The 22,643-nt window shown below is 60.9% G+C and carries 26 protein-coding genes and 1 tRNA gene; 12 read left to right on the top strand and 15 right to left on the bottom strand.

Annotation, left to right across the window (positions count from 1 at the left end; genetic code table 11):
* The coding region (locus ACK59Z_RS19675) for a glutathione S-transferase N-terminal domain-containing protein (protein ID WP_409293584.1) at positions 1-571 on the top strand (571 nt) is incomplete at its 5' end.
* A gap of 53 nt (positions 572-624) precedes the next feature.
* On the opposite strand, the gene ACK59Z_RS19670 is transcribed toward ACK59Z_RS19675, so the two are convergent.
* A complete protein-coding gene (locus ACK59Z_RS19670) occupies positions 625-1,800 on the bottom strand; it encodes an MFS transporter (protein ID WP_102885248.1) in 1,176 nt (391 codons plus the stop codon).
* Between the two features lie 94 nt (positions 1,801-1,894).
* Between ACK59Z_RS19670 and ACK59Z_RS19665 the strand changes: the two genes are divergently transcribed.
* A complete protein-coding gene (locus ACK59Z_RS19665; protein WP_409293583.1) occupies positions 1,895-2,794 on the top strand; it encodes a LysR substrate-binding domain-containing protein in 900 nt (299 codons plus the stop codon).
* Positions 2,795-2,953: 159 nt separating this feature from the next.
* A complete protein-coding gene (locus ACK59Z_RS19660) occupies positions 2,954-3,931 on the top strand; it encodes a D-2-hydroxyacid dehydrogenase family protein (RefSeq protein ID WP_108191463.1) in 978 nt (325 codons plus the stop codon).
* Positions 3,932-3,955: 24 nt separating this feature from the next.
* Here ACK59Z_RS19660 and ACK59Z_RS19655 read toward each other — a convergent pair whose 3' ends face one another.
* Positions 3,956-4,441 (bottom strand): hypothetical protein, encoded by a 486-nt coding sequence (locus ACK59Z_RS19655; RefSeq protein WP_004575391.1) that lies wholly within the window; start codon positions 4,439-4,441, stop codon positions 3,956-3,958.
* A gap of 142 nt (positions 4,442-4,583) precedes the next feature.
* On the opposite strand from ACK59Z_RS19655, the gene ACK59Z_RS19650 reads away from it, so the two are divergent.
* Entirely contained in the window at positions 4,584-5,579 is a 996-nt protein-coding gene (locus tag ACK59Z_RS19650; RefSeq protein ID WP_060537554.1) for a 5'-nucleotidase, read from the top strand.
* Between the two features lie 114 nt (positions 5,580-5,693).
* Here the strand turns inward: ACK59Z_RS19650 and ACK59Z_RS19645 are convergent, their stop codons facing one another.
* Positions 5,694-5,852, bottom strand: coding sequence for a hypothetical protein (locus ACK59Z_RS19645; RefSeq protein ID WP_004575389.1), 159 nt, complete (start codon positions 5,850-5,852; stop codon positions 5,694-5,696).
* Positions 5,853-6,075: 223 nt separating this feature from the next.
* Between ACK59Z_RS19645 and ACK59Z_RS19640 the strand changes: the two genes are divergently transcribed.
* Entirely contained in the window at positions 6,076-7,353 is a 1,278-nt protein-coding gene (locus tag ACK59Z_RS19640; RefSeq protein WP_004575388.1) for a bifunctional O-acetylhomoserine aminocarboxypropyltransferase/cysteine synthase, read from the top strand.
* Positions 7,354-7,417: 64 nt separating this feature from the next.
* On the top strand, positions 7,418-8,182 hold the full coding sequence (locus ACK59Z_RS19635) for a hypothetical protein (RefSeq protein ID WP_003250736.1): 765 nt from the start codon (positions 7,418-7,420) through the stop codon (positions 8,180-8,182).
* A gap of 81 nt (positions 8,183-8,263) precedes the next feature.
* Here the strand turns inward: ACK59Z_RS19635 and ACK59Z_RS19630 are convergent, their stop codons facing one another.
* Positions 8,264-8,749: an anti-virulence regulator CigR family protein gene (locus tag ACK59Z_RS19630; RefSeq protein WP_004575387.1), complete on the bottom strand. Its 486-nt coding sequence runs from the start codon at positions 8,747-8,749 to the stop codon at positions 8,264-8,266.
* 146 nt (positions 8,750-8,895) lie between these two features.
* Here ACK59Z_RS19630 and ACK59Z_RS19625 point away from each other — a divergent pair, with 146 nt between their 5' ends.
* Entirely contained in the window at positions 8,896-10,059 is a 1,164-nt protein-coding gene (locus ACK59Z_RS19625) for an AAA family ATPase (protein ID WP_409293582.1), read from the top strand.
* 28 nt (positions 10,060-10,087) lie between these two features.
* Here the strand turns inward: ACK59Z_RS19625 and ACK59Z_RS19620 are convergent, their stop codons facing one another.
* Positions 10,088-10,744: an HD domain-containing protein gene (locus ACK59Z_RS19620; protein WP_409293581.1), complete on the bottom strand. Its 657-nt coding sequence runs from the start codon at positions 10,742-10,744 to the stop codon at positions 10,088-10,090.
* A 252-nt stretch (positions 10,745-10,996) separates the two neighbouring features.
* Here ACK59Z_RS19620 and ACK59Z_RS19615 point away from each other — a divergent pair, with 252 nt between their 5' ends.
* A complete protein-coding gene (locus tag ACK59Z_RS19615) occupies positions 10,997-13,408 on the top strand; it encodes a TonB-dependent siderophore receptor (RefSeq protein ID WP_108191459.1) in 2,412 nt (803 codons plus the stop codon).
* A 39-nt stretch (positions 13,409-13,447) separates the two neighbouring features.
* Here ACK59Z_RS19615 and glsB read toward each other — a convergent pair whose 3' ends face one another.
* From glsB to ACK59Z_RS19590, 5 genes are all read right to left on the bottom strand, one after another.
* On the bottom strand, positions 13,448-14,356 hold the full coding sequence (gene glsB, locus ACK59Z_RS19610; RefSeq protein ID WP_004575383.1) for a glutaminase B: 909 nt from the start codon (positions 14,354-14,356) through the stop codon (positions 13,448-13,450).
* A gap of 393 nt (positions 14,357-14,749) precedes the next feature.
* Entirely contained in the window at positions 14,750-15,208 is a 459-nt protein-coding gene (locus tag ACK59Z_RS19605; RefSeq protein WP_019751940.1) for a DUF3429 domain-containing protein, read from the bottom strand.
* 35 nt (positions 15,209-15,243) lie between these two features.
* Positions 15,244-15,804, bottom strand: coding sequence for a GTP cyclohydrolase I FolE (folE, locus tag ACK59Z_RS19600; RefSeq protein ID WP_409293580.1), 561 nt, complete (start codon positions 15,802-15,804; stop codon positions 15,244-15,246).
* Positions 15,789-16,202, bottom strand: a complete 414-nt coding sequence (locus tag ACK59Z_RS19595) for a thiol-disulfide oxidoreductase DCC family protein (RefSeq protein WP_409293586.1) — start codon at positions 16,200-16,202, stop codon at positions 15,789-15,791. Before ACK59Z_RS19595 ends, folE begins: the two co-directional genes overlap by 16 nt.
* Positions 16,203-16,350: 148 nt before the next feature.
* Complete coding sequence (locus tag ACK59Z_RS19590; RefSeq protein WP_409293585.1) at positions 16,351-17,067, bottom strand: hypothetical protein; 717 nt, start codon at positions 17,065-17,067, stop codon at positions 16,351-16,353.
* A gap of 176 nt (positions 17,068-17,243) precedes the next feature.
* On the opposite strand from ACK59Z_RS19590, the gene ACK59Z_RS19585 reads away from it, so the two are divergent.
* From ACK59Z_RS19585 to ACK59Z_RS19575, 3 genes are all read left to right on the top strand, one after another.
* Entirely contained in the window at positions 17,244-17,462 is a 219-nt protein-coding gene (locus tag ACK59Z_RS19585; protein ID WP_014591528.1) for a hypothetical protein, read from the top strand.
* Between the two features lie 485 nt (positions 17,463-17,947).
* A complete protein-coding gene (locus ACK59Z_RS19580; RefSeq protein ID WP_409293579.1) occupies positions 17,948-18,190 on the top strand; it encodes a hypothetical protein in 243 nt (80 codons plus the stop codon).
* A 151-nt stretch (positions 18,191-18,341) separates the two neighbouring features.
* Entirely contained in the window at positions 18,342-18,605 is a 264-nt protein-coding gene (locus ACK59Z_RS19575; RefSeq protein ID WP_014753560.1) for a DUF3077 domain-containing protein, read from the top strand.
* Between the two features lie 171 nt (positions 18,606-18,776).
* Here the strand turns inward: ACK59Z_RS19575 and ACK59Z_RS19570 are convergent, their stop codons facing one another.
* Both ACK59Z_RS19570 and ACK59Z_RS19565 read right to left on the bottom strand, forming a co-directional pair.
* Positions 18,777-19,493, bottom strand: a complete 717-nt coding sequence (locus ACK59Z_RS19570) for an SDR family oxidoreductase (protein WP_047603971.1) — start codon at positions 19,491-19,493, stop codon at positions 18,777-18,779.
* Positions 19,494-19,538: 45 nt separating this feature from the next.
* A complete protein-coding gene (locus tag ACK59Z_RS19565) occupies positions 19,539-20,024 on the bottom strand; it encodes a DUF2165 domain-containing protein (RefSeq protein WP_108191457.1) in 486 nt (161 codons plus the stop codon).
* 367 nt (positions 20,025-20,391) lie between these two features.
* Between ACK59Z_RS19565 and ACK59Z_RS19560 the strand changes: the two genes are divergently transcribed.
* Complete coding sequence (locus ACK59Z_RS19560; RefSeq protein WP_409293578.1) at positions 20,392-21,429, top strand: diguanylate cyclase; 1,038 nt, start codon at positions 20,392-20,394, stop codon at positions 21,427-21,429.
* Positions 21,430-21,811: 382 nt separating this feature from the next.
* On the opposite strand, the gene ACK59Z_RS19555 is transcribed toward ACK59Z_RS19560, so the two are convergent.
* From ACK59Z_RS19555 to ihfA, 3 genes are all read right to left on the bottom strand, one after another.
* Positions 21,812-21,888, bottom strand: a tRNA-Pro gene (locus ACK59Z_RS19555).
* 114 nt (positions 21,889-22,002) lie between these two features.
* Positions 22,003-22,359: a MerR family transcriptional regulator gene (locus ACK59Z_RS19550; protein WP_003250681.1), complete on the bottom strand. Its 357-nt coding sequence runs from the start codon at positions 22,357-22,359 to the stop codon at positions 22,003-22,005.
* On the bottom strand, positions 22,340-22,642 hold the full coding sequence (ihfA, locus tag ACK59Z_RS19545) for an integration host factor subunit alpha (protein ID WP_003250679.1): 303 nt from the start codon (positions 22,640-22,642) through the stop codon (positions 22,340-22,342). The genes ACK59Z_RS19550 and ihfA overlap by 20 nt, the downstream gene beginning before the upstream one ends.
* Position 22,643: the final 1 nt, after the last annotated feature.

Raw genomic sequence — 22,643 nt, 5'->3', positions numbered from 1 at the left:
GGCCTGCGCCGAATTCGAGATCGCGTTCGAGCGCGAAGACTGGGGTTCTGGCTTCAAGGCCACTGACAGCACCGAGTTTCTCGCGCTGAACCCCAACGCCATGGTTCCGGTGATCCAGGACGGCGACTTCACCTTGTGGGAATCCAATAGCATCATCCGCTACCTGGCCAGCCGCTACGGCGCCACCGCGTTCTATCCCGGCGAGGCCCAGGCGCGGGCGAGGATCGACCAGTGGATCGACTGGCAGGCCTCGGACCTCAACCGCTCTTGGAGCTACGCGTTCATGTCGCTGGTCAGGCATTCGCCCGCTCACCAGGACCCGCAAGCACTGGCTGCCGGTTGTGCCGAGTGGTCACGCTACATGCGCATCCTCGACCGCCAGCTGGCCGGCACCGGTGCCTATGTGGCCGGCAGCCAGTTCACCCTGGCCGACATCCCGATCGGCCTGTCGGTCAACCGCTGGTTCGAAACGCCGTTCGAGCACCCGCACCTGCCCGCGGTGCGCGATTATTACGAGCGCCTGAGCGAGCGCCCTGCCTATCACCTGCATGGCCGAAACGGTACCCCGTAGTACCCGCAAGAACGTGTATCCAGGGGCGCAAGGCGCCCCAAGGTTCCGGCCTGTTACAGCGCAACCTGCCGCCCGGCTACCACCCCTCGCCCACGCCAGGCAAGCAGCAGCACCAGCCCCAGCCCCAGCGCCGCCATCGCAGCCCCCGCCAGGGAAATCGCCGGGTAGCCCAGCCCCGCGTTGATCACCGCGCCGCCCAGCGCCGCACCGATCGCATTGCCCAGGTTGAACGCGCCAATGTTCACCGCCGAGGCCAGGTTGGGCGCATCCTTGGCCGCTTCCATGACCCGCATTTGCAGCGGCGGCACCAGGGCAAAGCTGGCCGCCCCCCAAACCAGGATCGCCAGGGCCGTCGGCAGCGGCCAGTCCAGTACCAGCGGAAACACCAGCAGCACGGCAATCAGCCCAGCCAGTGACAGGATCAGGGTGCGATCGATCGAGCGGTCCGCCGCCTTGCCGCCCCACACGTTGCCCAAGGTCAGGCCGACACCGAACAGCACCAGCATGGCCGTCACGAAAGGGGTGGACGCCGCCGCTTCATGCTGCAGGATCGGCGCAATGTAGGTGAACACCGTGAACATGGCGCTGGAACCCACCACGGTCAGCAACAAGGCCGCCAGTACCGGCCTGCGGCCCAGCACACGGATCTCGGCCATGGCACCCTCGCCCTTGGGCGACGCAACATTGGGCAGTGCGTACCAGAGTGTGGTCATCGCCACCAGGCCAAGCCCGGCAATCCCCCAGAACGCCGTGCGCCAACCCAGCATTTCACCCAACCAGGTCGCTAACGGCACGCCGCCGATGGTGGCCAGGGTCAAACCCATGAACATTGCAGCCACGGCCCCGGCGCGCTTCGCCGGCGGCACCACACTGGCCGCGACGATCGAGCCGATGCCAAAGAAGGCGCCGTGGTTGAGTGAAGTGACCACGCGGGCCACCAGCAGGCTGGCGTAGTCGCTGGCCAGGGCCGACATCAGGTTGCCCAAGGTGAAAATGGCCATCAGCCCGATCAGCAGGTAACGGCGCGGGATCTTCACCGTGGCCAGGGTCATCAGCGGCGCGCCGATCAGCACGCCGATGGCATAGGCACTGACCAGCAGCCCGGCAGCAGGAATGGAAACGCCAAGGTCGGTAGCGATACTGGGCAACATACCCATGGGGGCGAACTCTGTAACGCCGATGCCGAAGGCACCGATGGCGAGTGCGACAAGCGGTGGATTGATACGCATGGCAAGCTCCTTATCTATGCCGCAAATGCTACGATCCGTTTAAAATGCGCACTAGACTGCATTTTTGCGAACCACCTTTGCTTGAGAGGCACAAATGGACTTCAGTGGCAGATCCGGCGAGATGGAGATTTTTGTCAAGGTGGCGCAAGCGGGCAGCCTGTCTGCTGCCGCCCGAGCGCTAGGCCTGACGCCCTCGGCGGTCAGCCGCATTCTCGCCCGCACCGAACAGCGCCTGGGTACCCGCCTGCTGCTGCGCACGACCCGGGCGCTCACCCTCACCCCCGAGGGAGAGGCCTACCTGCGCGGCGCACGGCGGGTGCTGGCGGACATGCTGGAAGTGGAAGAAGCCATCACTGACCAAGGCGTGCCACGCGGGCGCTTGCGGGTCAGCGCTGCGCTGGGCCATGCCCGGTTGACCGTAGTGCCGCTGCTGGCGGCCTTCAGCGCACGCTACCCGCAAGTGCTGGTTGACCTGACCCTCAGCGACGAGGTGGCTGACATTCTCGGCGGCCAGGCCGACGTGGCGCTGCGCTTCGGTCACCTGCCGGACAGCTCGTTGAGCGCTCGCGCCATTGGCGAGACCGGCCAGGTAGTGGTGGCCTCGCCCGATTACCTGCAACGCCACGGTACCCCGCTTGAACCTGAAGACCTGGCCCGGCACAACTGCCTGCGCTTCAACTTCCGCCGCGCGATGCCCGACTGGCCGTTTCACCGCGACGGGCATACATTCTCACTGAAGGTTAAAGGGAATATCGAATGCAGCAGCGGCGAAGCGCTGGCGCAGCTGGCCAGGCTGGGCGCCGGCGTGGCGCGTATCGGCACCTTTACCGTGGCCGATGACCTGGCCAACGGGCAACTGGTGCCGCTGCTGGAGGCTTACAACCCGGGTGATCGGGAACCGATTCATGCGGTGTTCGTCGGCGGCCCGGCGATGCCGGCGCGGGTGCGGGTGTTTGTGGATTTTCTGGTGGAGCAGCTATCTGGTGGCCAGTAGAGCCGGCCTCGTGTCGCGACAGGGCCGCCAACGCATGGCGGTTGCATCACTGGGCGGCAGAGCCGGTGCTGATGTGCAGCGACTGCAGCCTGACCTGACACCGATACCGCCCGTTAGGTTATCTTCGACGCTTCACTGTACCGCCCGGGCCAGACCACCATGCGCATTGTCATTCCCGACGACTACCAAAACGTAATCCGTACCCTCGATTGCTTCGGCAAGCTGAGCGGGCATGCTGTCAGCGTCCTTCATGAGCTCCCGCCTGCCACGCTGGAACAACTTGCCGCACGTTTTGCCGATGCCGACGCCCTGGTACTCACCCGCGAACGCACACGCATCGACGCTGCCTTGCTCGACCGCCTGCCCAACCTCAAGCTGATCAGCCAGACCGGCAAGGTGTCCAGCCACCTCGACCTGGCTGCCTGCACCGCGCGCGGCATTGCCGTGACCGAGGGACGCGGATCGCCGGTAGCGCCTGCCGAACTGGCCTGGGCGCTGATCCTCAATGCCCGCCGGCAACTGGTGCCGGCCATTGATGCCTTTCACCAAGGCCAATGGCAGGTCAACCTGGGCCAGGCGCTGGCTGGGCAGACGCTGGGCATCTGGGGCTATGGCAAGATCGGCCAGCGCCTGGCGCGTTATGCGCAGGCTTTCGACATGCCCGTGCTGGTGTGGGGCAGCGACAGCAGCCGCGCCACAGCCAAAGCCCATGGCCACGCTGCTGCCGCCTCGCGTGAGGCGTTTTTTGCCGAGGCGGATATTGTCAGCCTGAACCTGCGCCTTTCGGATCAGACACGCCATGGAGTGACCTTCGACGACCTGTCCCACATGAAGCCCGACGCCTTGCTGGTGAACGTCAGCCGCGCGGAACTGATTGCACCAGGCGCATTACTGCAGGCATTGGATGTCGGGCGGCCGGGCTACGCGGCGGTGGATGTTTATGAGGAGGAGCCGTTACTCGACCCGGCCCATCCACTGCTGCGTCACCCACGTGTACTCAGCACGCCCCACCTGGGGTATGTGGAGAAGAACGGCTACGAGCTGTACTTCGGTGACGCCTTCGACAATGTGCTGGCGTTTTTCGAAGGGGTACCGAAGAACGTCGCCAACCCGCAAGCTTTGGCACTTCAACGCTGAACCCAGTGCAGCCTTGAGGTTGCACTACCCAAGCAGGTGCAGCCCCAGCGTAAACACAGCCACGGCCAAGGCGACCAACGACACCCCATGACGTTCCAGGTACGCGGGCCAACCGGCTGCTGACTGCGCCACGCATTGACATTGGCGCTCAGCCAGGCCGGTCAAGCGCGTCTCCACACTGTCCACACGGTCTGCCTGGGTGCTCGCTGCCAGCGCGAGCTTCTTCAGCGCCGTGGTCACCGTGATGGACAGCCCCTCCCGAGCCTGATTGCTGGCGGCCAGTTGCTGCTGGCACTGCTCAAGGTGCTTGCGAATCGCCCCTTCCTTCTGCACACGGGCCAGGGTAGTTGCCACGAGCTTTTTGTTCAGCGCCTCGATACTGGCCTGCAGTGCGTCATGCCCGGGGGCCTGCTGGGCCGACGCGTCCGCCTCATGGTGGGGCTCGTGCATTGTGTTCCCATTCGCCTCGGCAAGCGGAGTCAGGGTGCCGTGTTCATGTAGCTGGTTCATCAATCACTGTCCGGATACTGCGGTAAGGGGCGAGAAGCTATCAAAATGACATTACCGGATCCACTGATCAGTCGCGCAATTGACGGCTTTCGTCAGAACGTGCGCGTACACTTGCCTTCATGCCACTCGCAGGAGCCGCTTCATGCCCTACCCCATTGAAGAAAAACTGGTCATCGGCGTTGCCTCGAGTGCGCTGTTCGACCTCTCCGTCTCCGATGACATCTACCAGACCCAAGGTGTCGAGGCTTACCGCCAGCACCAGGAGCAAAACCTGGACGAGCCGTTCCCCAGGGGGGTGGCGCTCCCGTTCATTCGCCGCTTCCTGAGCATCAACAAGGCGTTCCCCGACCAGTTGCCGGTGGAAGTGGTGCTGCTCTCGCGCAACTCGCCGGAAACCGGCCTGCGGGTGTTCCGCTCCATCAGCCACTATCAGTTGGACATCACCCGCGCGGCATTCATGTCGGGCCGCTCGCCCTACGAATACATCCCGGCGTTCAATGCCTCGCTGTTCCTCAGCGCCAACGAGGAAGATGTGCAAAAGGCCATCGATGCCAACTACCCTGCCGGGCGTGTACTGCCTACGCGCATCTACGATGATGAAATCGACACTGAGCTGCGGGTGGCCTTCGACTTCGATGGCGTGATTGCCGACGACGAGGCAGAGAGTGTTTACAAGCGCAACGACAACCTGGACGACTTTCAGGAACACGAGCGCATGCACAAGGGCACCCCGCATTCGCCGGGGCCACTGGCAGACCTTTACCGCAAACTATCGCGGATACGCATGCTGGAGGACCGCAAGCTGGCCGAGGACCCGACGTACCAACGGATTCTGCGCATTGCCATCGTCACGGCGCGCAACGCGCCTTCGCATGAGCGAGTGGTGACGACCTTGAAGGATTGGGGCGTATCCCCGGATGAGTGCTTTTTTCTAGGCGGTATGGATAAACCCAGGGTGTTGTCGATATTGAAGCCGCATGTGTTTTTCGACGACCAGCGCACGCACCTGCAATCGCCAGCGGGAAACCTGCCGATGGTGCATGTACCGTTTGGGGTGGCGAACAGCGTGCGCTCGCCTCAGGAACCCGACGTGAAGCAGGATCAACTGCCGATCAGCGCATCATCCTGCATGCCCTAAAGCGCAAACACCGGCGCTGTGCCACGCGCGGTTCGGGCGACCAAGGTGCGTGCGCCCGTGCCGGGTACGCGCTTGCAACCCGGCCGAGAGGGCGCGGTCCATCGCGGGGTCAGCTTAGCGCGGGCCGCCACCCTGATGGCCACCAAAACCACCGCCGTGGCCACCCCCACCATGACCCCCGCCACCACCCGGTGGCATGAACATCCAGCAACCCGACAAGGCGGATACCAGCGCCGCCACCAAGGCTGCGCGCAAAAGGTTTTTCGACTTCATTGAAACGCTCCACAAGGCTAGATCTGCTGCCTGCCTTAGCGGATCGGGCAGCGACAGGATTCTAGAGCTGCGGTGTGATGGCACAGGGAAACTTTGCATATCTTTACTGTCGACCCAGTGGCCGCAAACGCCGCGCAGGGACCACCAGAATGATCCTCCTTGACCCATGCCCACCCGCCGCCGCATGCTCGAACGCTTCCACCCACGCTCAAGGAACGATTGCATGAAGCTGGAAACGCTTGCCATCCATGCGGGCTTCAGCCCCGACCCGACCACCAAGGCGGTGGCCGTACCGATCTACCAGACCACCTCCTTCGCCTTCGACGACACCCAGCACGGCGCCGACCTGTTTGACCTGAAGGTTGCCGGCAACATCTATTCGCGCATCATGAACCCCACCAACGACGTGCTCGAGCAGCGCATGGCCGCCCTGGAAGGCGGGGTTGGCGCGCTGGCCGTCGCCTCGGGCATGGCGGCTATCACCTACGCCATCCAGACCGTCGCCGAAGCCGGCGACAATATCGTCTCGGTGGCCAAGCTGTACGGCGGCACCTACAACCTGCTGGCGCACACCCTGCCACGCATGGGAATCCACACCCGCTTCGCGGCCCATGACGATATCGCCGCCCTCGAAGCGCTGATCGACGCGCGTACCAAAGCGGTATTCTGCGAGTCCATCGGCAATCCCGCCGGCAATATCGTTGATATCGCTGCGCTGGCCGAGGCCGCCCACCGACACGGGGTGCCGCTGATCGTCGACAATACCGTGGCCACCCCGGTGCTGTGCCGGCCGTTCGAGCACGGCGCCGATATCGTCGTGCACTCGCTGACCAAGTACATCGGCGGTCACGGCACCAGCATCGGCGGCATCGTCATCGACTCCGGCAAATTCCCCTGGGCCGAAAACAAGGAACGCTTCGCCCTGCTCAACACCCCCGACCCGTCCTACCACGGCGTCACCTACACCGAAGCTTTCGGGCCTGCCGCCTTCATCGGCCGCTGCCGTGTGGTGCCCTTGCGCAACACCGGCGCCGCGCTGTCGCCGTTCAACGCCTTCCTGATCCTGCAAGGCCTGGAAACCCTGGCCCTGCGCATGGAGCGCCATACCGAGAACGCGCTAAAGGTCGCCCATTACCTGCAAGCCCACGAGCAAGTGGCCTGGGTGAAGTTCGCCGGGCTGCCCGACCACCCCGAACATGAACTGGCCCAGCGCTACACCGGCGGCAAGCCGGCGTCGATCCTGTCGTTCGGTATCAAGGGCGGCCAGGCGGCTGGCGCGCGCTTCATCGACGCATTGCAGTTGGTGGTACGCCTGGTGAACATCGGCGACGCCAAGTCACTGGCCTGCCACCCCGCTTCCACTACTCACCGTCAGCTCAACGACGAGGAACTGGAGAAGGCCGGCGTGCCACGGGACATGGTGCGCCTGTCGATCGGCATCGAACACAGTGACGACATCATCGCCGACCTGGCCCAGGCCTTGGAGGCCAGCCGCGGCTGATTCCTCCGCGCCCTACCCAATGTCGAAGGCGGGCGCACCTTCATCAAGCGTGGATGCACCCGCAATGACCCTGTTTTACCTGAAACTCACCATCACCCCCCTGCTGATGTGGGCCATCTCCCTCGCCTCCCGGCGCTGGGGCGGCCTGCTAGGCGGATTGCTGTCCGGCCTGCCGATCACCTCGGCGCTGGTGATGACCTTCCTGTGCCTGGAACAGGGCACGGCCTTCGCCCTGGGCGCATTGCCCGGCGCACTGGGCGGCCTGGCGGCGGTGCAGGCCACCTACACCGTCTACCTGCTGGCCACGCGCACACTCGGCATCGCCGTGGCCGTACTGCTGGCGTTGCTGTTCTATGGCCTGGCCGCCTATGCCTTTACCCACTGGGGCAGCCTGTACCTGTCGATTGCAGTGGCGTTGGTGCTGATCGGCGTGCTGATCCGCGCCAGCGGCCGCGAGCCCAAACCTGATACCTTGGCCCGCCCCCGGCACCGGCACTGGGAAATCCCGTTGCGCATGGTATCTGCCACTTCCCTGCTGATGATCACCACCAGCCTGGCCAGTTGGCTGGGCCCGGCGACCAGCGGGATGCTGGCGCCGATTCCGGTGATTGCCTGGCCACTGGTGGTGTTCGCCCATGTGCAGGGCGGGCGAGCCGGGATGGCGGCGATGGTGCGAGGGAATGCGATCGGCGCGGTGGGGGTGATTGCGTTCTATCTGGTATTGGCGGGGCTGCTGGAAACGTGGGGCGTTGGCGTGACCATCGGGCTGGCCATGCTGTGCGCTGTGGTGCTGACCCTTGGGCTGGCCGCGGTGTTGCGGCGGCGTTGATAGGCCGTTGGGCTGCTGCGCAGCCCATCGCAGGCACGCCAGCGCCTGCAGGGACCGAGCGGACTGCTCGCACCTGCGGCCTTAGTCGAACGCCCCGTTCAACACCTCATAGATGATCCCGGTCGCCACGGCGACCAGAATCAGGTCTGCGCCCGCTTGCATCCACTCATACCCGTCGTAGTGAGGCAGCTGCCCCAACAGACGGCCATCCAGTTTCTTGGCGATACCAGGTGGCAGGGGCTTGCCGCGGGCCAGGTTCTTCTGAATGCCTGGAGGCAAAGCCGGACCCGGGCTCCAGTAGTTGCGGTGGCCACCGAGGATGCCCAGTACATCGCCACGGTCGATGGACGGGCCGCCGTGCCAGTCATTGCCGCCGGCGCTCTGCTTGTGGCCGCCCGAATTGCCCTGGCCCTGACCCTGACCCTGGGCGTGCGGCGCCTGACCCTTGCCGTGCCCCTGACCTTGGCCCTGGCCTTTGCCATTACCCGGGTCGGCGAGCACCGGGCCAGAGGCCAAGGCCACCGCCAATGAGGTGACAATGGCTGTCATGATTGTTGATCTGGCCATGTGAGCATCCTTTGCGCGAGAGGTTGCCCCACACTATAGACGGTGCGCACGCCTGCTTCACTTGCAACAGCCTCAGCAGGGGTGGCTGACAAGGCAGGCACGCTTCGGCCACAATCGGTCGCCTGGTCCACGCTGGGAAGCACTGCATGCTCACTACCCTCGCCATCGGCAACTACCGCTCGATCAACCACCTGGTGCTGCCGCTGAGCCAACTCAACCTGGTGACCGGTGCCAACGGCAGCGGCAAATCCAACCTGTACAAGGCGCTGCGCCTGCTGGCCGAAACCGCACAGGGCGGTGTGGTCGAAGCCCTCGCCCGTGAAGGCGGGCTGGATTCGACCTGGTGGGCCGGCCCAGAAACCAGCGCACGAATGCGGCGCGGCGAAGTGCCCATCCAAGGCCAGCATCCGAGCGAAGCCAGGCGCCTGCGCCTGGGCTTTACCACCGAAGACCTCGGTTTTGCCATCACCCTCGGCCTGCCAATTCCCCTGCCGTATCCGAGCGCGTTCATGCTCGACCCTGAAATAAAGTGCGAGGCCATCTGGGGCGCTGGCGCCTATCGCCCCTCTTCCTTGCTGGTCGAGCGCAAGAATGCCCTGGTGCGGGCCCGCGAGGGCAACCGCTGGGCAGTGCTCGATCAGCATGCTGACAGCGGCGAGAGCTTTTTCAACATCGTCGGCCGGCCACGCCAGGCACCGGAAATCGGTGACCTGCGCGCGTTCATCAACAGCTGGCGGTTTTACGATCACTTCCGGATTGACCGTGATGCGCCTTGCCGTCAGCCCCAACTGGGCACTCGCTCGCCGGTACTGCATCACGACGGGCGCAACCTTGCCTCAGCATTGCAGACCATTATCGAAATTGGTGATGTGGAGGATCTGGTGGAAGCGCTGAATGACGCGTTTCCCGGCAGCCGTCTGGAGGTCAATGCGCCACCTGGCGGGCTGTTCAGTGTACGGCTGCACCAGCACGGTCTTTTGCGCCCGCTCGAGGGTGCTGAATTGTCGGACGGCACCCTGCGTTATCTTCTGCTGATGGCCGCCCTGCTCACACCACGGCCGCCATCGCTGATGGTGTTGAACGAACCGGAAACCAGTCTGCACGCGGACCTGCTCCCGGCCTTGGCGCGGCTGATCATTCGTGCATCACGCCGTAGCCAGGTTTGGGTGGTATCGCACAGTGCGCCATTAATCAACGCGCTGGCAGCCTGTGACGGGTGCAATGTGCTAGAGCTGGAAAAAATACAAGGGCAAACCCAGCTGCGGGGGGTTGGGTTGCTGGATGAGCCGCTGTGGCGCTGGGCTGACTGAATTCAAGGACGGCACAAGCCCGGCATGACTAACCGGCCCCGGTAATCTCGTCCATGAACTGGGTAAGAAAGGTTTCAAGCCCGGTATGACGCTCGGCAGCAAGGCGAGCCCCTTCTTGGGTCTTGAAGCCCGAAGCGAGCTTGAGCAGTTTGGTCTGGAAGTGCTCGATGGCATACGCCCCGTCCTGGTACGCCCTCTGCTGCGCGAAAGGATTCTCGACGTCATAGAGCGCCGACCCCATTCGCCCGGCGACGTAAAAACACCGGGCAATACCCACCGCGCCGATGGCGTCAAGCCGGTCACTGTCCTGAAGGATGCAGGCCTCACGTGTCAGCGGTTCGAACCCCGCCGAGTAACTGTGCGTTTTGATCGCATGCACTACCTGCTCAACACGCCCACTCGGCCAGCCCATCTCAGCAAGGACTGATGCAGCCTTGTTCGCCGACAACGTCGAGGCCTGCCCACGTAAGGGCGAATGCTTTTCCACCGCCACACAGTCGTGCAGCACCGTCGCCGCAAGCAAGATTTCAAGGTCGCCACCCTCTACCTGCTGAATCCGGTGCGCATTGACCCACACGCGCTGAATATGGGCCAAGTCGTGGGAGCCATCACGCTGGTCGGACGGCAGATACTTCAGCAAGACAGTGGCAAGGCACTGATAAGGGGCAAACGCTTGGCAGGTCATCTTCGGTAGGTTCCATTTCCGGTGAATGCGTGGGTTCACGGGCGCCGCCCGACACTGCCTGGGCAAGTACCGAGAGCCTGCATGTCGGTTTCAAAGCGTGTACAGCACTGGCAGGAGCAGCCTTGTGCTGCGATGAGGATGTTACTGCCAAAGTAGATCCTCAGCCCTATCGGCACCTTGCTACTAAGTATTTCCGTCAACAACACGTTTGTTACTGGGAGCACTTGTATTCGATCAGCAAGGAGTCAATGGATGTCCGCTCGCTTTTCCTCCCCCGCCACCCGTATTCGCCAAACCGCGCTAGCGGTCAGCTTCGCGGGCTCGCTGCTGGGCACTGCACATGCCTGGGCCGAGCCTGTGGGTTACAGCATCCCGGCAGGGTCATTGGCTCACGCACTCGACCAGTTTGCCGACGCCAGCGGGGCAGTCATCAGTTTCAGCCATGAAGCAGTCGCAGGCTTGCACAGCAAAGGGCTGAACGGCAATTACGCGCTGCATCAGGCGTTGGCAGAACTGCTGCAAGGCAGTGGCTTGCAGGTGCAGGCAGCGGGCGACAAGCACTTCATGCTGGTCAGTGCTGAACAGGATGGCGCCATGGAGCTTGCGGCAACCACTGTCTCCAGCATGGCCCTGGGTGCCACCACCGAAGGCACCGGCAGCTACACCACCGGCTCGGTCAATACCGCAACCGGGCTGCGGCTGTCTGCTCGCGAGACACCCCAATCGGTCAGCGTGGTCACCCGCCAGCAGATTGAAGACCAGAACCTGAACGATGTTGCCCAGGTGCTTGAACAGACACCAGGCGTGGTCGTTGACAGCATGGGGCCCGCCGGAAGCGACGCCAACCATATCTACGTGCGCGGCTTCGAGGTCGGCAGCATCCAGGTGGACGGCATCAACCGCCCCGATACCTTTGGCTTCAGGGACGACCTCTCCGACATGGTGTCCTATGACCGGGTAGAGGTAGTGCGCGGTGCCACGGGCCTGATGTCCGGCACTGGCGACCCGGGCGCCACCGTCAACCTGATCCGCAAGAAGCCGACCCTGGAAACACAACGCAAGCTGACCTTGAAAGCGGGCTCGTGGGACAACTACCGCACCGAGCTGGACGTTTCGGGCAAGTTGACGCAAAGCGGCAATGTCCGCGGGCGCTTTGTCACCTCCAATACCGACAGCCAGAGCTACGTCGACCGCCAATCGCTGGAGCGGCAGGTAGCCTATGGGGTGCTGGAGTGGGACATCACCGACAGCACGATGCTGACAGCAGGTGCGGAATATCAGGAGATGGACAACGACGGGGCAGGCAACCACGGCTTCCCGATGTTCAATTCAGATGGCAGTCACTTCAGCCCCTCCCGCGCGTTCAATTCGGCTTCGGACTGGAGCTATCACAAGCGTCGCACCAAGACGGTATTCACTACGCTGGAGCATCAACTGGACAACGGCTGGCAGTTGAAACTGAATGCCGAACACAGCCGTCGCAGCTATGACGACGCCTTCGCCACCGCGGCCAGCGGCACCGTCAAGCCCGATGGCAGTGGCATCAGCACCTGGACGGGGCGTTGGGCCGGCGAGCCCCGGCAGACCTCGTTCGACCTGTCGGCGTCGGGCCCGTTCGAGCTGTTGTCACGCGAGCACCAGGCCTACCTCGGGGCCAGTCACTACCGCGCCTACTACCGCAACAACGGTTACCCCCTGTGGGCGATCCAGACCATCGACAACATTTACACCTGGGACGGTTCGCTGGCGATACCAGACGCCATCCATGCCAAGTCCTCGGAGGACGCGCTGGATGAAACCCAGGACGGCCTGGTGGCTTCGGTACGCTGGAGCCTGGCCGATGACCTGTCGCTGATTACCGGGGCGCGGCTGATCGACTGGAAACGCGACGAAACCTCTACCACCCTGTCGTCCGGCGCGACAAGCCGCACCTCACGTAGCGAAACCGGGGTCGTCACGCCCTACCTTGGCCTGGTGTATGACCTCAACGAGCACTGGTCGGCCTATGCCAGTTACACCACCATTTTCAAACCGCAGAGCAACAAGGATATCAACGGGACCTACTTGGACCCGTTGGAAGGCGTTAACTACGAGCTCGGTCTGAAGAGTGAGTTCTGGGACCAGCGCCTGACCGCGGCTTTCAGCGTTTTCGAGGTGCACCAGGACAACCTGGCGGTAGCCGACGGAAGCAACCTGGCGCCAGACGGCAACCAGGCCTACCGTGCCGAGTCGGGTACCAAGACACGTGGTTTCGAGATGGAAATGGCGGGCGAGATTTTGCCTGATTGGCAGGTCTCGGCCAGCTACACCTATGCGGTGAGCAAGGATTCGGATGGCGACCGCCTGAACACTGAAATACCGCGAGACACCTTGAAACTGTTCACCAGCTACCGCCTGGCGACCCTGCCACAGTTAAAGGTAGGGGGTGGTGTGCGCTGGCAGGGTACCGAATATTACAAGAGCGCCGGGCCCAACAACGAAACGTTCACCCAGGACCCCTACAGCGTGGTCGACCTGATGGCTCAGTATGCCTTCACGCCGCAGACCAGCGTTTCACTGAACCTCAACAACGTGTTGGACAAAACCTACTACACGGCGATTGGCGCGCGCGGCTGGTATGGCAGCCCACGCAGCGCCACGGCCACGTTGGTGTACGCGTTCTGACCCGCCAAGGCGACGCCTGATGGCCCCTGAGTTCGCAGATCAGAACACCGACCATCCGATCCGCGAACTGAGCAGCTCAAGCGCCGCCATCCCGGCCAGGGAGTTGCCCGCCGCATTCAGCTCTGGCGACCACACGCATACGGTAAATTGCCCCGGTACGATCGCCACGATCCCGCCACCCACGCCACTCTTGCCAGGCAAACCCACCCTGAAGGCGAAATTCCCCGCCTCGTCATACAGCCCGCTGGTGGCCATGATCGAGTTCACTTGTTGGGTCTGGCGCCGCGTCAGGATCTGCTCACCGCTGTGCTTGCAGAACCCATCATTGGCCAGGAAGCAGAATGCCCGCGCCAGGTCCAGGCAGTTCATTTGCAGTGCGCAGTAACTGAAGTAACTGCGCAGCACCGTCTCGACCTCGTTATGGAAGTTGCCAAATGACTGCATCAGGTACGCCATGGCAGCGTTGCGCGCGCGAAACTGATATTCCGAATCAGCGACCCGGGTATTGATCGAGATGTGGGGGTTGCCTGAAAGCCGTCGGACAAAATCGCGCATCGACAACGTGGGGGCAGCGAAGCGCGACTGATTGATATCGCAGATCACCAATGCCCCTGCATTGATGAACGGGTTACGCGGCCGCCCGCGCTCGAACTCCAGCTGTACCAACGAGTTGAACGGCTGCCCCGAAGGCTCATGCCCCAGCCGCTCCCAAATGGCTTCACCCGAATGGCCAATGGCCTGAACCAGGCTGAACACCTTGGAAATGCTCTGCACCGAGAACGGCACCCGCGCGTCGCCTGCGCAGTGGTAACTGCCATCGTTGCCATAGACAGCGATGCCCAGCTGGTTCGCCGGCACGTCAGCCAGCGCGGGAATGTAGTCAGCGACTTTGCCCTTGCCGATCAAGGGACGTACTTCTTCGAGAATCTCGTTCAACAGCGTTTGCATGGAAGGCCCTGTATCAATCCCCAGACGACGGCGAGGGGCAATCTTCTTGACGAAGACTGAGCGGGAGAGATCACACATTCAGAAACAAATCACCCTCAGCGTCTTCATCGCCAGGAAGATCGCCGTGCGTTATGGCCTTGAAGGCAGCTGTAAAAAGCTGCGGGGGCCAACCACGCGCCGCACCGATGTTGTGGGAATTTCCCCAACGATCCGGCCATCACGCGGCTGGGTGGGTCGATGCTGTTGGAACAGAACGACGAGTGATGCCTGCTATAGTGTTGAGTGGAAGAGCGTCTATTCATGGAACGAAAAGCAAGCCGCGCAGCCCCCGACTGGGTTATTCGTAGCGCTCACCCTGGCAGGGTAGAACGGATCGAAGCGTGGATTGGGGTTTCAAAAATCAATGAATACAGCGAGTGCACTGACCAGCAAACAGAGGCTCGCTACAGCAGTGAGATGCACGCGCATCGGCAGATACCACCCAGGCATCGCTTGCGCCAGTTTGCGATCCTGCCAAAGATGGCCGACAAAACCAAAGGTCAACACCAGACACCCCAATGGCACAGGCAGCAACGTGCCAACCCAACCGATCAGGGCCGGTATAACGCTCCACACCAGTCGCTCTTGACGCTGCTTTGCGGGCAAACCCTGCAACGTCATGGCAAACCCCCAGTGCAGGGCACCGACGAAGCTCAGTATCACCGCGCCATAGCCAACCAGCATGATCGAGAAAAACGCTCGATATTCAGCCCAAAAGAGGATGAGCGCCGTCAAACCAATAAACGGCAGCAGACCGCCGTAACCCAGGACAGTGAAGCGGCTTGGAGATAAAGCGGTAGCAACGGAACTCATCTGGGCGCCCCTTCGCGACGGTTCAGGACCGGACGTCAACTGTGTCGTCCAATGAGGTTAAGGAATTCGTGCCGCGTCGAGGGGGCGTCGCGAAATGCACCTAACATCACGGATGAAATCATCACCGAGTTTTGCTTCTCTACACCGCGCATCATCATGCACATATGCTTGGCTTCGATCACGACCGCTACCCCTGCGGCATCCGTGACTTCCTGCACGGCATACGCAATTTGCCGCGTGAGGTTTTCCTGTATCTGTAAACGACGGGCGAACATGTCCACCACGCGTGCAACCTTGGAAAGGCCTAACACGCGTCCTGTTGGCAGGTACGCGACATGCGCCTTGCCAATAAACGGCAGCATGTGGTGTTCGCACAATGAGTAGAGCTCAATGTCACGCACCACAATCATTTCATCGTTTTCACTCTCGAACAGAGCACCGTTTACGACCTCTTGAAGATCCTGGGCATACCCGTTGCACAAGTACTGCATCGCTTTTGCCGCACGCTGGGGTGTGTCCAGAAGCCCTTCGCGCTGCGGGTTTTCACCAATACCGACCAGGATTTCATGGTAGTGCTCGGCTAACGAATGTGACATTTGGACTCCTCACCGTTACAACGGTGCCCGCCATCGGGATGTGGTAGCCAGGCCAAGTGTGGCCTCAATCGACAGAACAGCCTGTAAAGCACCGAAAACAGGGGACGTAGCGGACGCAAAGCCAGTGGCGCGACCCACAGGCCCACATCGGCAGCACGCCAACTCCACAAGGTGGCGTCCAAGCCTGTAACCCAGTGCCCGCTCGCGAACCTTCCATGCAGGCATGACCTCAGTTGCTCAACCGTGAAGCCCAACGCCCCTGCATCGAAATCATCAGCACTGATGTCAACCAGGATGAGCTTTCCCCCGGTCGATTGCCTGCGCAGGAAGGCTATCTCCCGAGCGCACAACGGGCAGGCGCCGTCAAAGTACAGGGTGAAGGGCCACTCGCAATACATGTACAACCTCTCATGCTTGTACAGGTTTTTGTATAAGTTAGCTGAAACCAGGAAATTCGCAATGGGGGGCTGGGAGGTGTTCGCCGGTGGGTTTGTATTGCCGGTGAGATCGAGCGCCGCCAAACCTCCCATGGCGGACACCTTCCACTCAAGGCCGCATGAGCGGCTCGATCCCGATCCATTTCTTAACGGGGTGATAGCAGAGCTTCAGCGGCGGAATCTGCACCTTGCGGCCCTGCACATCCAGTGCCCCCAGATGAATCGTCCAATTGGAATCTGCCTGGAACTTGTCCGTCTGAAAGATCACGTAAGCCGAGCCATAGCGCTTGTTGTTGGTCATCCTGGGAATCATCCGGTGCACTTCATCGCTGTTGATGTCATATGGCGATGGCCGGGCGGTCTTCTCATTCACCAACGGAAAGTCGTAGGTCTCGTTGATGCCCAAGTACACCTCGGGCCGCGCATTCAGGCGCAAGCCGTCTTCGAAGGTGATGTAAGCCTGACGGCTGTCGTACAGCACCGGTATCGGCGGCTCGCCACGCTTGGCATCGGTCGACGGGCGTTGGCGGTCTTTGTTGTAGGCGATCATTTGCACAAAGAATTCCTGCCGCGAGTACTTCTCGCCCGGGTACTGCACGTACAGGCTTTGCTCATAGCGCTTTTCGCCCCATAGGGCGGCGTGGTCGTAGAGGTAGGTTTCCAGGTAGAGGGTGGTCTCCCCCTGCGGGCCTGGCACTTTGAACTGGAACTCGGATTCGCAAAGGTCCGCGTAGGCGGCGCGTTCGCGTTTCCAGGGGACGCAGGCGGTCAATGAAGCGGCTGCCAGCAGCAGCATGAGAGAGAGTGTGCGTTGCAGGTTATTCATGACCGGCCCTGGTCCAGATGCGAATGGATCAGTTTCGAGGGCTGGGTCGCGCAAGTCCATGCTGCCCCATTGCCATTATCGCGATACAGACAGCACACCTTGCAACCGCTCTGGATGTGACCACCACGCCGCAACGGGATTTGCTAAGATCGCGGCCTTTCCGCTGGGTGAACTGCATGTTCACCCGAGCCATTTGCAGCCTGCTGGAAGACCCGATGAACAAACTGATCCTGCCTTTCGCCATCTTCGTTAGCGTCATCATCACAGGGAAGATCGCCGAGCATTACGGCCTGGAGGGCAGCTGGAAAGTCGGCCTGCTGTGCCTCGTTGCAGCTGCCGTCCAGATCGCGGTTACCCGCTTTCAGCGCCACCAGCGGCAGAAAGCCGAGCTTTAAAGGGCACGGGGCCCCGCTAACGTCACTGGATGATGACGTTATGGGGACCTTTCTTTCACCCCATTTTCACAGTGGCTTGGGCAGGATGAAGCTATCCCTACGTGATAGTACTTAGCCCGCCTCGGCGGGCTTTCTTTTGCCCGCATGTTTCCTGTCGACGTTTTGGGGAACGGGAGCGGGTCGAAAAATCAGAAATTACCCCTTCCTTGTAGGCCATTTCCCAAAGATACTCCTCGCGCCTGATTTTCGTTGCACATGGAAATAGTCAGCCCTAGTCTCGGCCTGTCGCCACCCATTGGCGGCACGGTTTTGACAGACCGTGGTTCACTGAGAGCATGTGCAATGCCAGTTATGGCAGCTGTGCGTGGGGCACCTTCGTGTGCGCCGGGATTCTCAGTGCCCCCGGTCTGTCAACCCACAAACAGCTGCCACCCTTCCGTTTGACAGCGGTACTGCGGCAGCCCTGTAAGGCACTGAGAGGGTTTATGCTGAAAATAGTACCTGATCCACCCCACAACGTTCTTTCCTTGGAAGACACCCTGGTTCAGGCTACGGACTACGCGTTATGCGCGGCGACCGTCGTGCATCAGGCAATGCTGCTGCAGCCCAAGTCCCCCGCGTCGATTTTGATGATGACCTCGATGCATGAACTGGAGACCTTGAGAGCTTTGCTCGAGTCCGCAATAGCCCAAGTGCAGATGCCCACGGAGCCTCGCACTACGCACTGACGTCTCGCTGATGCACTGCCTGGGCCGGCCTCTTCGCGGATCTCCCCTCCCCGGCACTCCCTCAGCCTTGAAGACTGCCGTGCTCCCGTAGGAGCGGGTTCACCCGCGAATAGGCCCGTACAGGCTGAAGCAATCTTGGGGAAACTGAACAATGTCCACAGAAGAAACCAAATTCACCGTCGGCAAAACCACCTTCTACCAAGGTAAAAACCAGACCCATCCCCTCTTCCGCATCGAAGCCGGCATCCCTTGCCAAAGCGCCCGTGAACAGGCGTCCGAGCTGATGGGCTATGCACGGGACATGACTCTGGATGGATTGATGGAAGATAAACCTCAGTTGATCTGGGCTTCGCACTACCTTTGCGCGTTGGCCAAGGCACTGATGGATGATGCTGAACTGGGCATGATGCGCTGAATGACTCATCATTGACTGGGTGCCTTCAAGACCTATGCGACTCCCGATTTTGAAGGCGACCCAACGACCTAGCTCCTTGCCTCTTTTCTTGCTGGACGCGGTCCAAGATTCAGTTCCATCGACTGAGACATCAAAGCCGAACCCTCACGCAAAGGCTCCGGTGCTTTGGCGTCAGAAGCGCTCATCACCGATGGCCGGCAAGATCAGCTCCCGTACGAACGAAGCCCCGGACAAGCGCAACAGCGCGTCGACCATAGTGACCACATCATGCACCGGTACCTGGCGCCGCTCGCCACGTGCTGCGGCTTGCGCCAGTGGCGTGTTCAGGGAGTCGTCGGTATTCAGATAACCCAGTTGAAGCACGGTCACCGCCAGGTTGTCATCCCTGAAACCTTCGCGCAGCGCATCAGCCATGCCGTTGAGGGCGAACTTTGAGGCGCCGAACGCTACCTCTGGGCGCCCACTCTGGCGAAGAGCTGAGGTCGAACCAGTGAGGATCAACTGCGGCCGGGGCGCACCAAGCAACTTGGGCACCAGGCGCTTGAGCAGAAGCAGCGTGGCAGTGATGTTCACCTCGACCAGCCTGGTGATCGATTCGTCGCTGTCGTCAAGGAAGGCATAGTGCTCGCTGAAGGCGTGTTCTTCCCAGATGCCAACGTTGTAGATCAGGACATCCAGATCGGCAGGTGCCCGATCCGCGATCTGTGCCACAGCCGCCGCTGGCTTGGCAAGGTCGGCATCGACCCACTGCAGATCGATGCCCGGGGCAAGGGCCAAGTCTGACGGCTGTTTGCGTGATACGCCGATCAGCGTGTCCCCTGGCTTGCCGAGCCCTTCGAGCAAAGCCCGGCCCAACCCTCTTCCGGCGCCTACGATCATCATCTTCATCTGTTGCTCCTTTTAACTGAAATGCTCCAAGCTTCCCTAGGCCGCTCAACTCCAGCGGACATTCAGTACGACGAAGTGCAGCAGGATCCAGACCATCAACAGCAGATGGGTCAGTTGCAACCCTTCCTGGCGGATCCAGTAGCCGAACCATATCCCGCCCAGCAGCATCGAGAACAGGAACCCGAGCGTTGCACTCAAGGCCAGGTTCAACCAGGGCCTCGCCACCTCCAAACCGGCGCCAAGCAGCAGTTCATAGCAGCCAACCCAAGCCGCGAGAACGGCGGCTGCCTGTGTCAGCACGATGATCGACAAGGCCAAGCGATGGATGGCATGAGAGGTCATCGCTCGCACCAGCAAAGGGAGGCTGATTCCGGGAGGTTGGGCCAGCGGCGCCATCGACATGGTCTCCCCGATCGCCCCGACTGAGCTGGCAAAGGCCTGCAGGTTGTTGATCAGGCTGATACTCAGCCACAGGCTCAAGCCAATGCAGCAGGTGATCTGGAAAATCAGCAGTGAAGTCGGAGTGTCCATTCCTGGTCCTTTATGAGTTCATTTCCGAAAGCAGCGAGAGCGTCCGGACGCCACTCTAAAACCTTGACTTAACTCGAGGTCAATACCGGTTTACCAATAAGGCAGCCAGGGGCGACAACCTCAACCGTTTGTTAAAGCCACCTGTAAGCCTTAGAAGTTTGTCGAGGTCTTGGGCGACCGACCGAGCCGCGCCGATCAACGCCACAGGTATGACCCACTGGAGGATCCGGGATAGAGCCAACCGGTTTGCTATGCTCTCTACTTCGGCTGGCCTGAAGGCGCCGAGCGTGTGCGGCATTGGCCAAGATGCTTGAGAGTTTTCTATCCGCGTTTGTGAAAAAACGAACCAAGGAGTGGAGTAACAGACATGCCAGCTTGTCCTCTACCCGCTGATGAAGCACTTCGTCAGCGCACACTTGATGACATGTACTTGGTCGATACGCCGGCCGAGCATTATCTTGATACCTTGGTACGACTCACCCAAGCACTAGCCCAGGTGGAGACCGTTCTGATCAGCCTAATCGATCAGGATCGGCAGTGGTTCAAGGCTCGAATCGGTATCGAGGTAAGCGAGACGAAGCGCAATGTGTCCTTTTGCGGCTACGCGATTCTCGGTGAAGATACCTTGATGGTTTCCGACGCCAGGTGCGATTCACGCTTCGAGGACAATCCCCTCGTGCTGAACCCACCCTATATCCGGTTCTATGCGGGCCACCCGTTACGTGCCTCAAATGGCAAAGCCATTGGCACCCTGTGCATGTTCGATCCTCGGCCGCGGAAGCTCAGCGAGGCACAACAGGCTCATTTTCGGGACTTAGCCACGCTCACCGAGGGTTATTTGCAACTGCGGAGCCTAGCTCAGGTCAATCGCGCTCTGCGTGTTGAAATGGATCGCGGGCAGCGCAGGGCTTTGCTTGATCCTTTGACACAACTATGGAACCGCGGGGCGTTGGCAGCATTTCAGAATCGAGAGCTTCGTTTGGCTGAGGAGCGAGGTTTACGGCTAGGTGCCGTATACGCAGACCTCGACCGTTTCAAATCCGTCAATGACGAGCATGGCCACGATGCCGGCGATAAAGTGCTCTGCGAGTGTGCCCGCCGCCTGCGGGCTACGCTTCGGCCAGATGACCTGCTGGTACGCCAGGGAGGAGAGGAGTTCGTGGCCCTGCTACGGGTTAAAGATAGCCAAGAATTAACGCAGATTGCGGAGCGCTTGCGTCAGTCAATCGGCAGCACGCCGTTTTTGATGCCCGGCGGCCCTCGGAAGATGACCATGAGCATTGGATGCACCCTGCTCACCCAGGGTGAGCAGATTGATGATGCAATAAAGCGCGCTGACGGCGGTCTCTATGCGGCCAAACATGGGGGGCGTGACCAAGTTGTCTATGTGCCAGCGTTATCCTGAGGACGTTAAGACTCGGTAACATGGAGCGATACTCCCCTATACGAGAGCGCCTCATCTGGACAGGCGCTCGCTAAGCGAACGTTCGATGTTCGAAAGCCGCAATCGTGCGCTTCATGAAACGAATTGAGTTAGCGCCTTGAGCTTCGGCATTGAGGGGGCGCTGAAACTCAGCGGGTCCCGGAGAGCCACGAGATTCACTGATGCCGCTTCGGTGAGGGAGTGTTGATAAAGGCGGCAAACAAAGTTTCAGCGACGGACTCGCGTGGGCCGGTGCTGACAATTTTGAAGAGGAGGCAGGCGTAAAATCCTGAGAAGTCACGCAAAAGTCACGCACATGAAAAAGGCCATCCCTTTCGGAAATAGCCTAAGTCATTGAAATATATGGTCGGGACGGAGTGATTCGAACACTCGACCCCTTGCACCCCATGCAAGTGCGCTACCGGGCTGCGCTACGCCCCGACTGGGCTTTGAAGCATGTTCTCAATCTTGCCGAGAACGTTGAAGAATGTACCCTAACCCTCTGATAAATGAAAGCTTTTTCTCAAAAAATTTTCCACTCATCAGAAACCCGGTTTACTTCTTCAAAACCACCAACACATCCTCCAATTCAACAATCATCTGCCGAATCAGCTGCTTGTACTGGCTGGATTCATCTTTAGCCTCATCACTGGAGAGCCTCAACCGCGCCCCGCCAATGGTGAACCCCTGGTCATACAGCAGCGCACGAATCTGGCGGATCATCAGCACATCCTGGCGCTGGTAATACCGCCGGTTCCCCCGCCGCTTCACAGGGTTCAGCTGGTCGAACTCCTGCTCCCAATACCGCAGCACGTGTGGCTTTACGGCACACAACTCGCTCACTTCACCAATGGTGAAGTAGCGTTTGCCCGGTATGGGGGGCAGTTCGTCGTTATGGCTTGGTTCCAGCATAGGCCTCAACCCGGGCCTTCAACTTCTGCCCTGGACGAAAGGTGACGACGCGCCGTGCAGTGATCGGGATTTCTTCCCCTGTCTTGGGGTTACGGCCCGGCCGCTGGCGTTTGTCGCGAAGGTCGAAGTTGCCGAAACCGGACAGCTTGACCTGCTCGTTCTCTTCAAGTGCGTGCCGAATTTCTTCGAAAAACAGCTCGACCAGCTCCTTGGCCTCACGCTTGTTAAGCCCCAGCTCCTCGTACAGCCTTTCGGCCATCTCAGCTTTCGTCAGAGCACCCATG

The sequence above is a fragment of the Pseudomonas sp. KCJK9058 genome, from assembly GCF_046230975.1.
Classification (GTDB): domain Bacteria; phylum Pseudomonadota; class Gammaproteobacteria; order Pseudomonadales; family Pseudomonadaceae; genus Aquipseudomonas; species Aquipseudomonas alloputida.
This window is presented reverse-complemented; position numbering and strand designations above follow the sequence as displayed.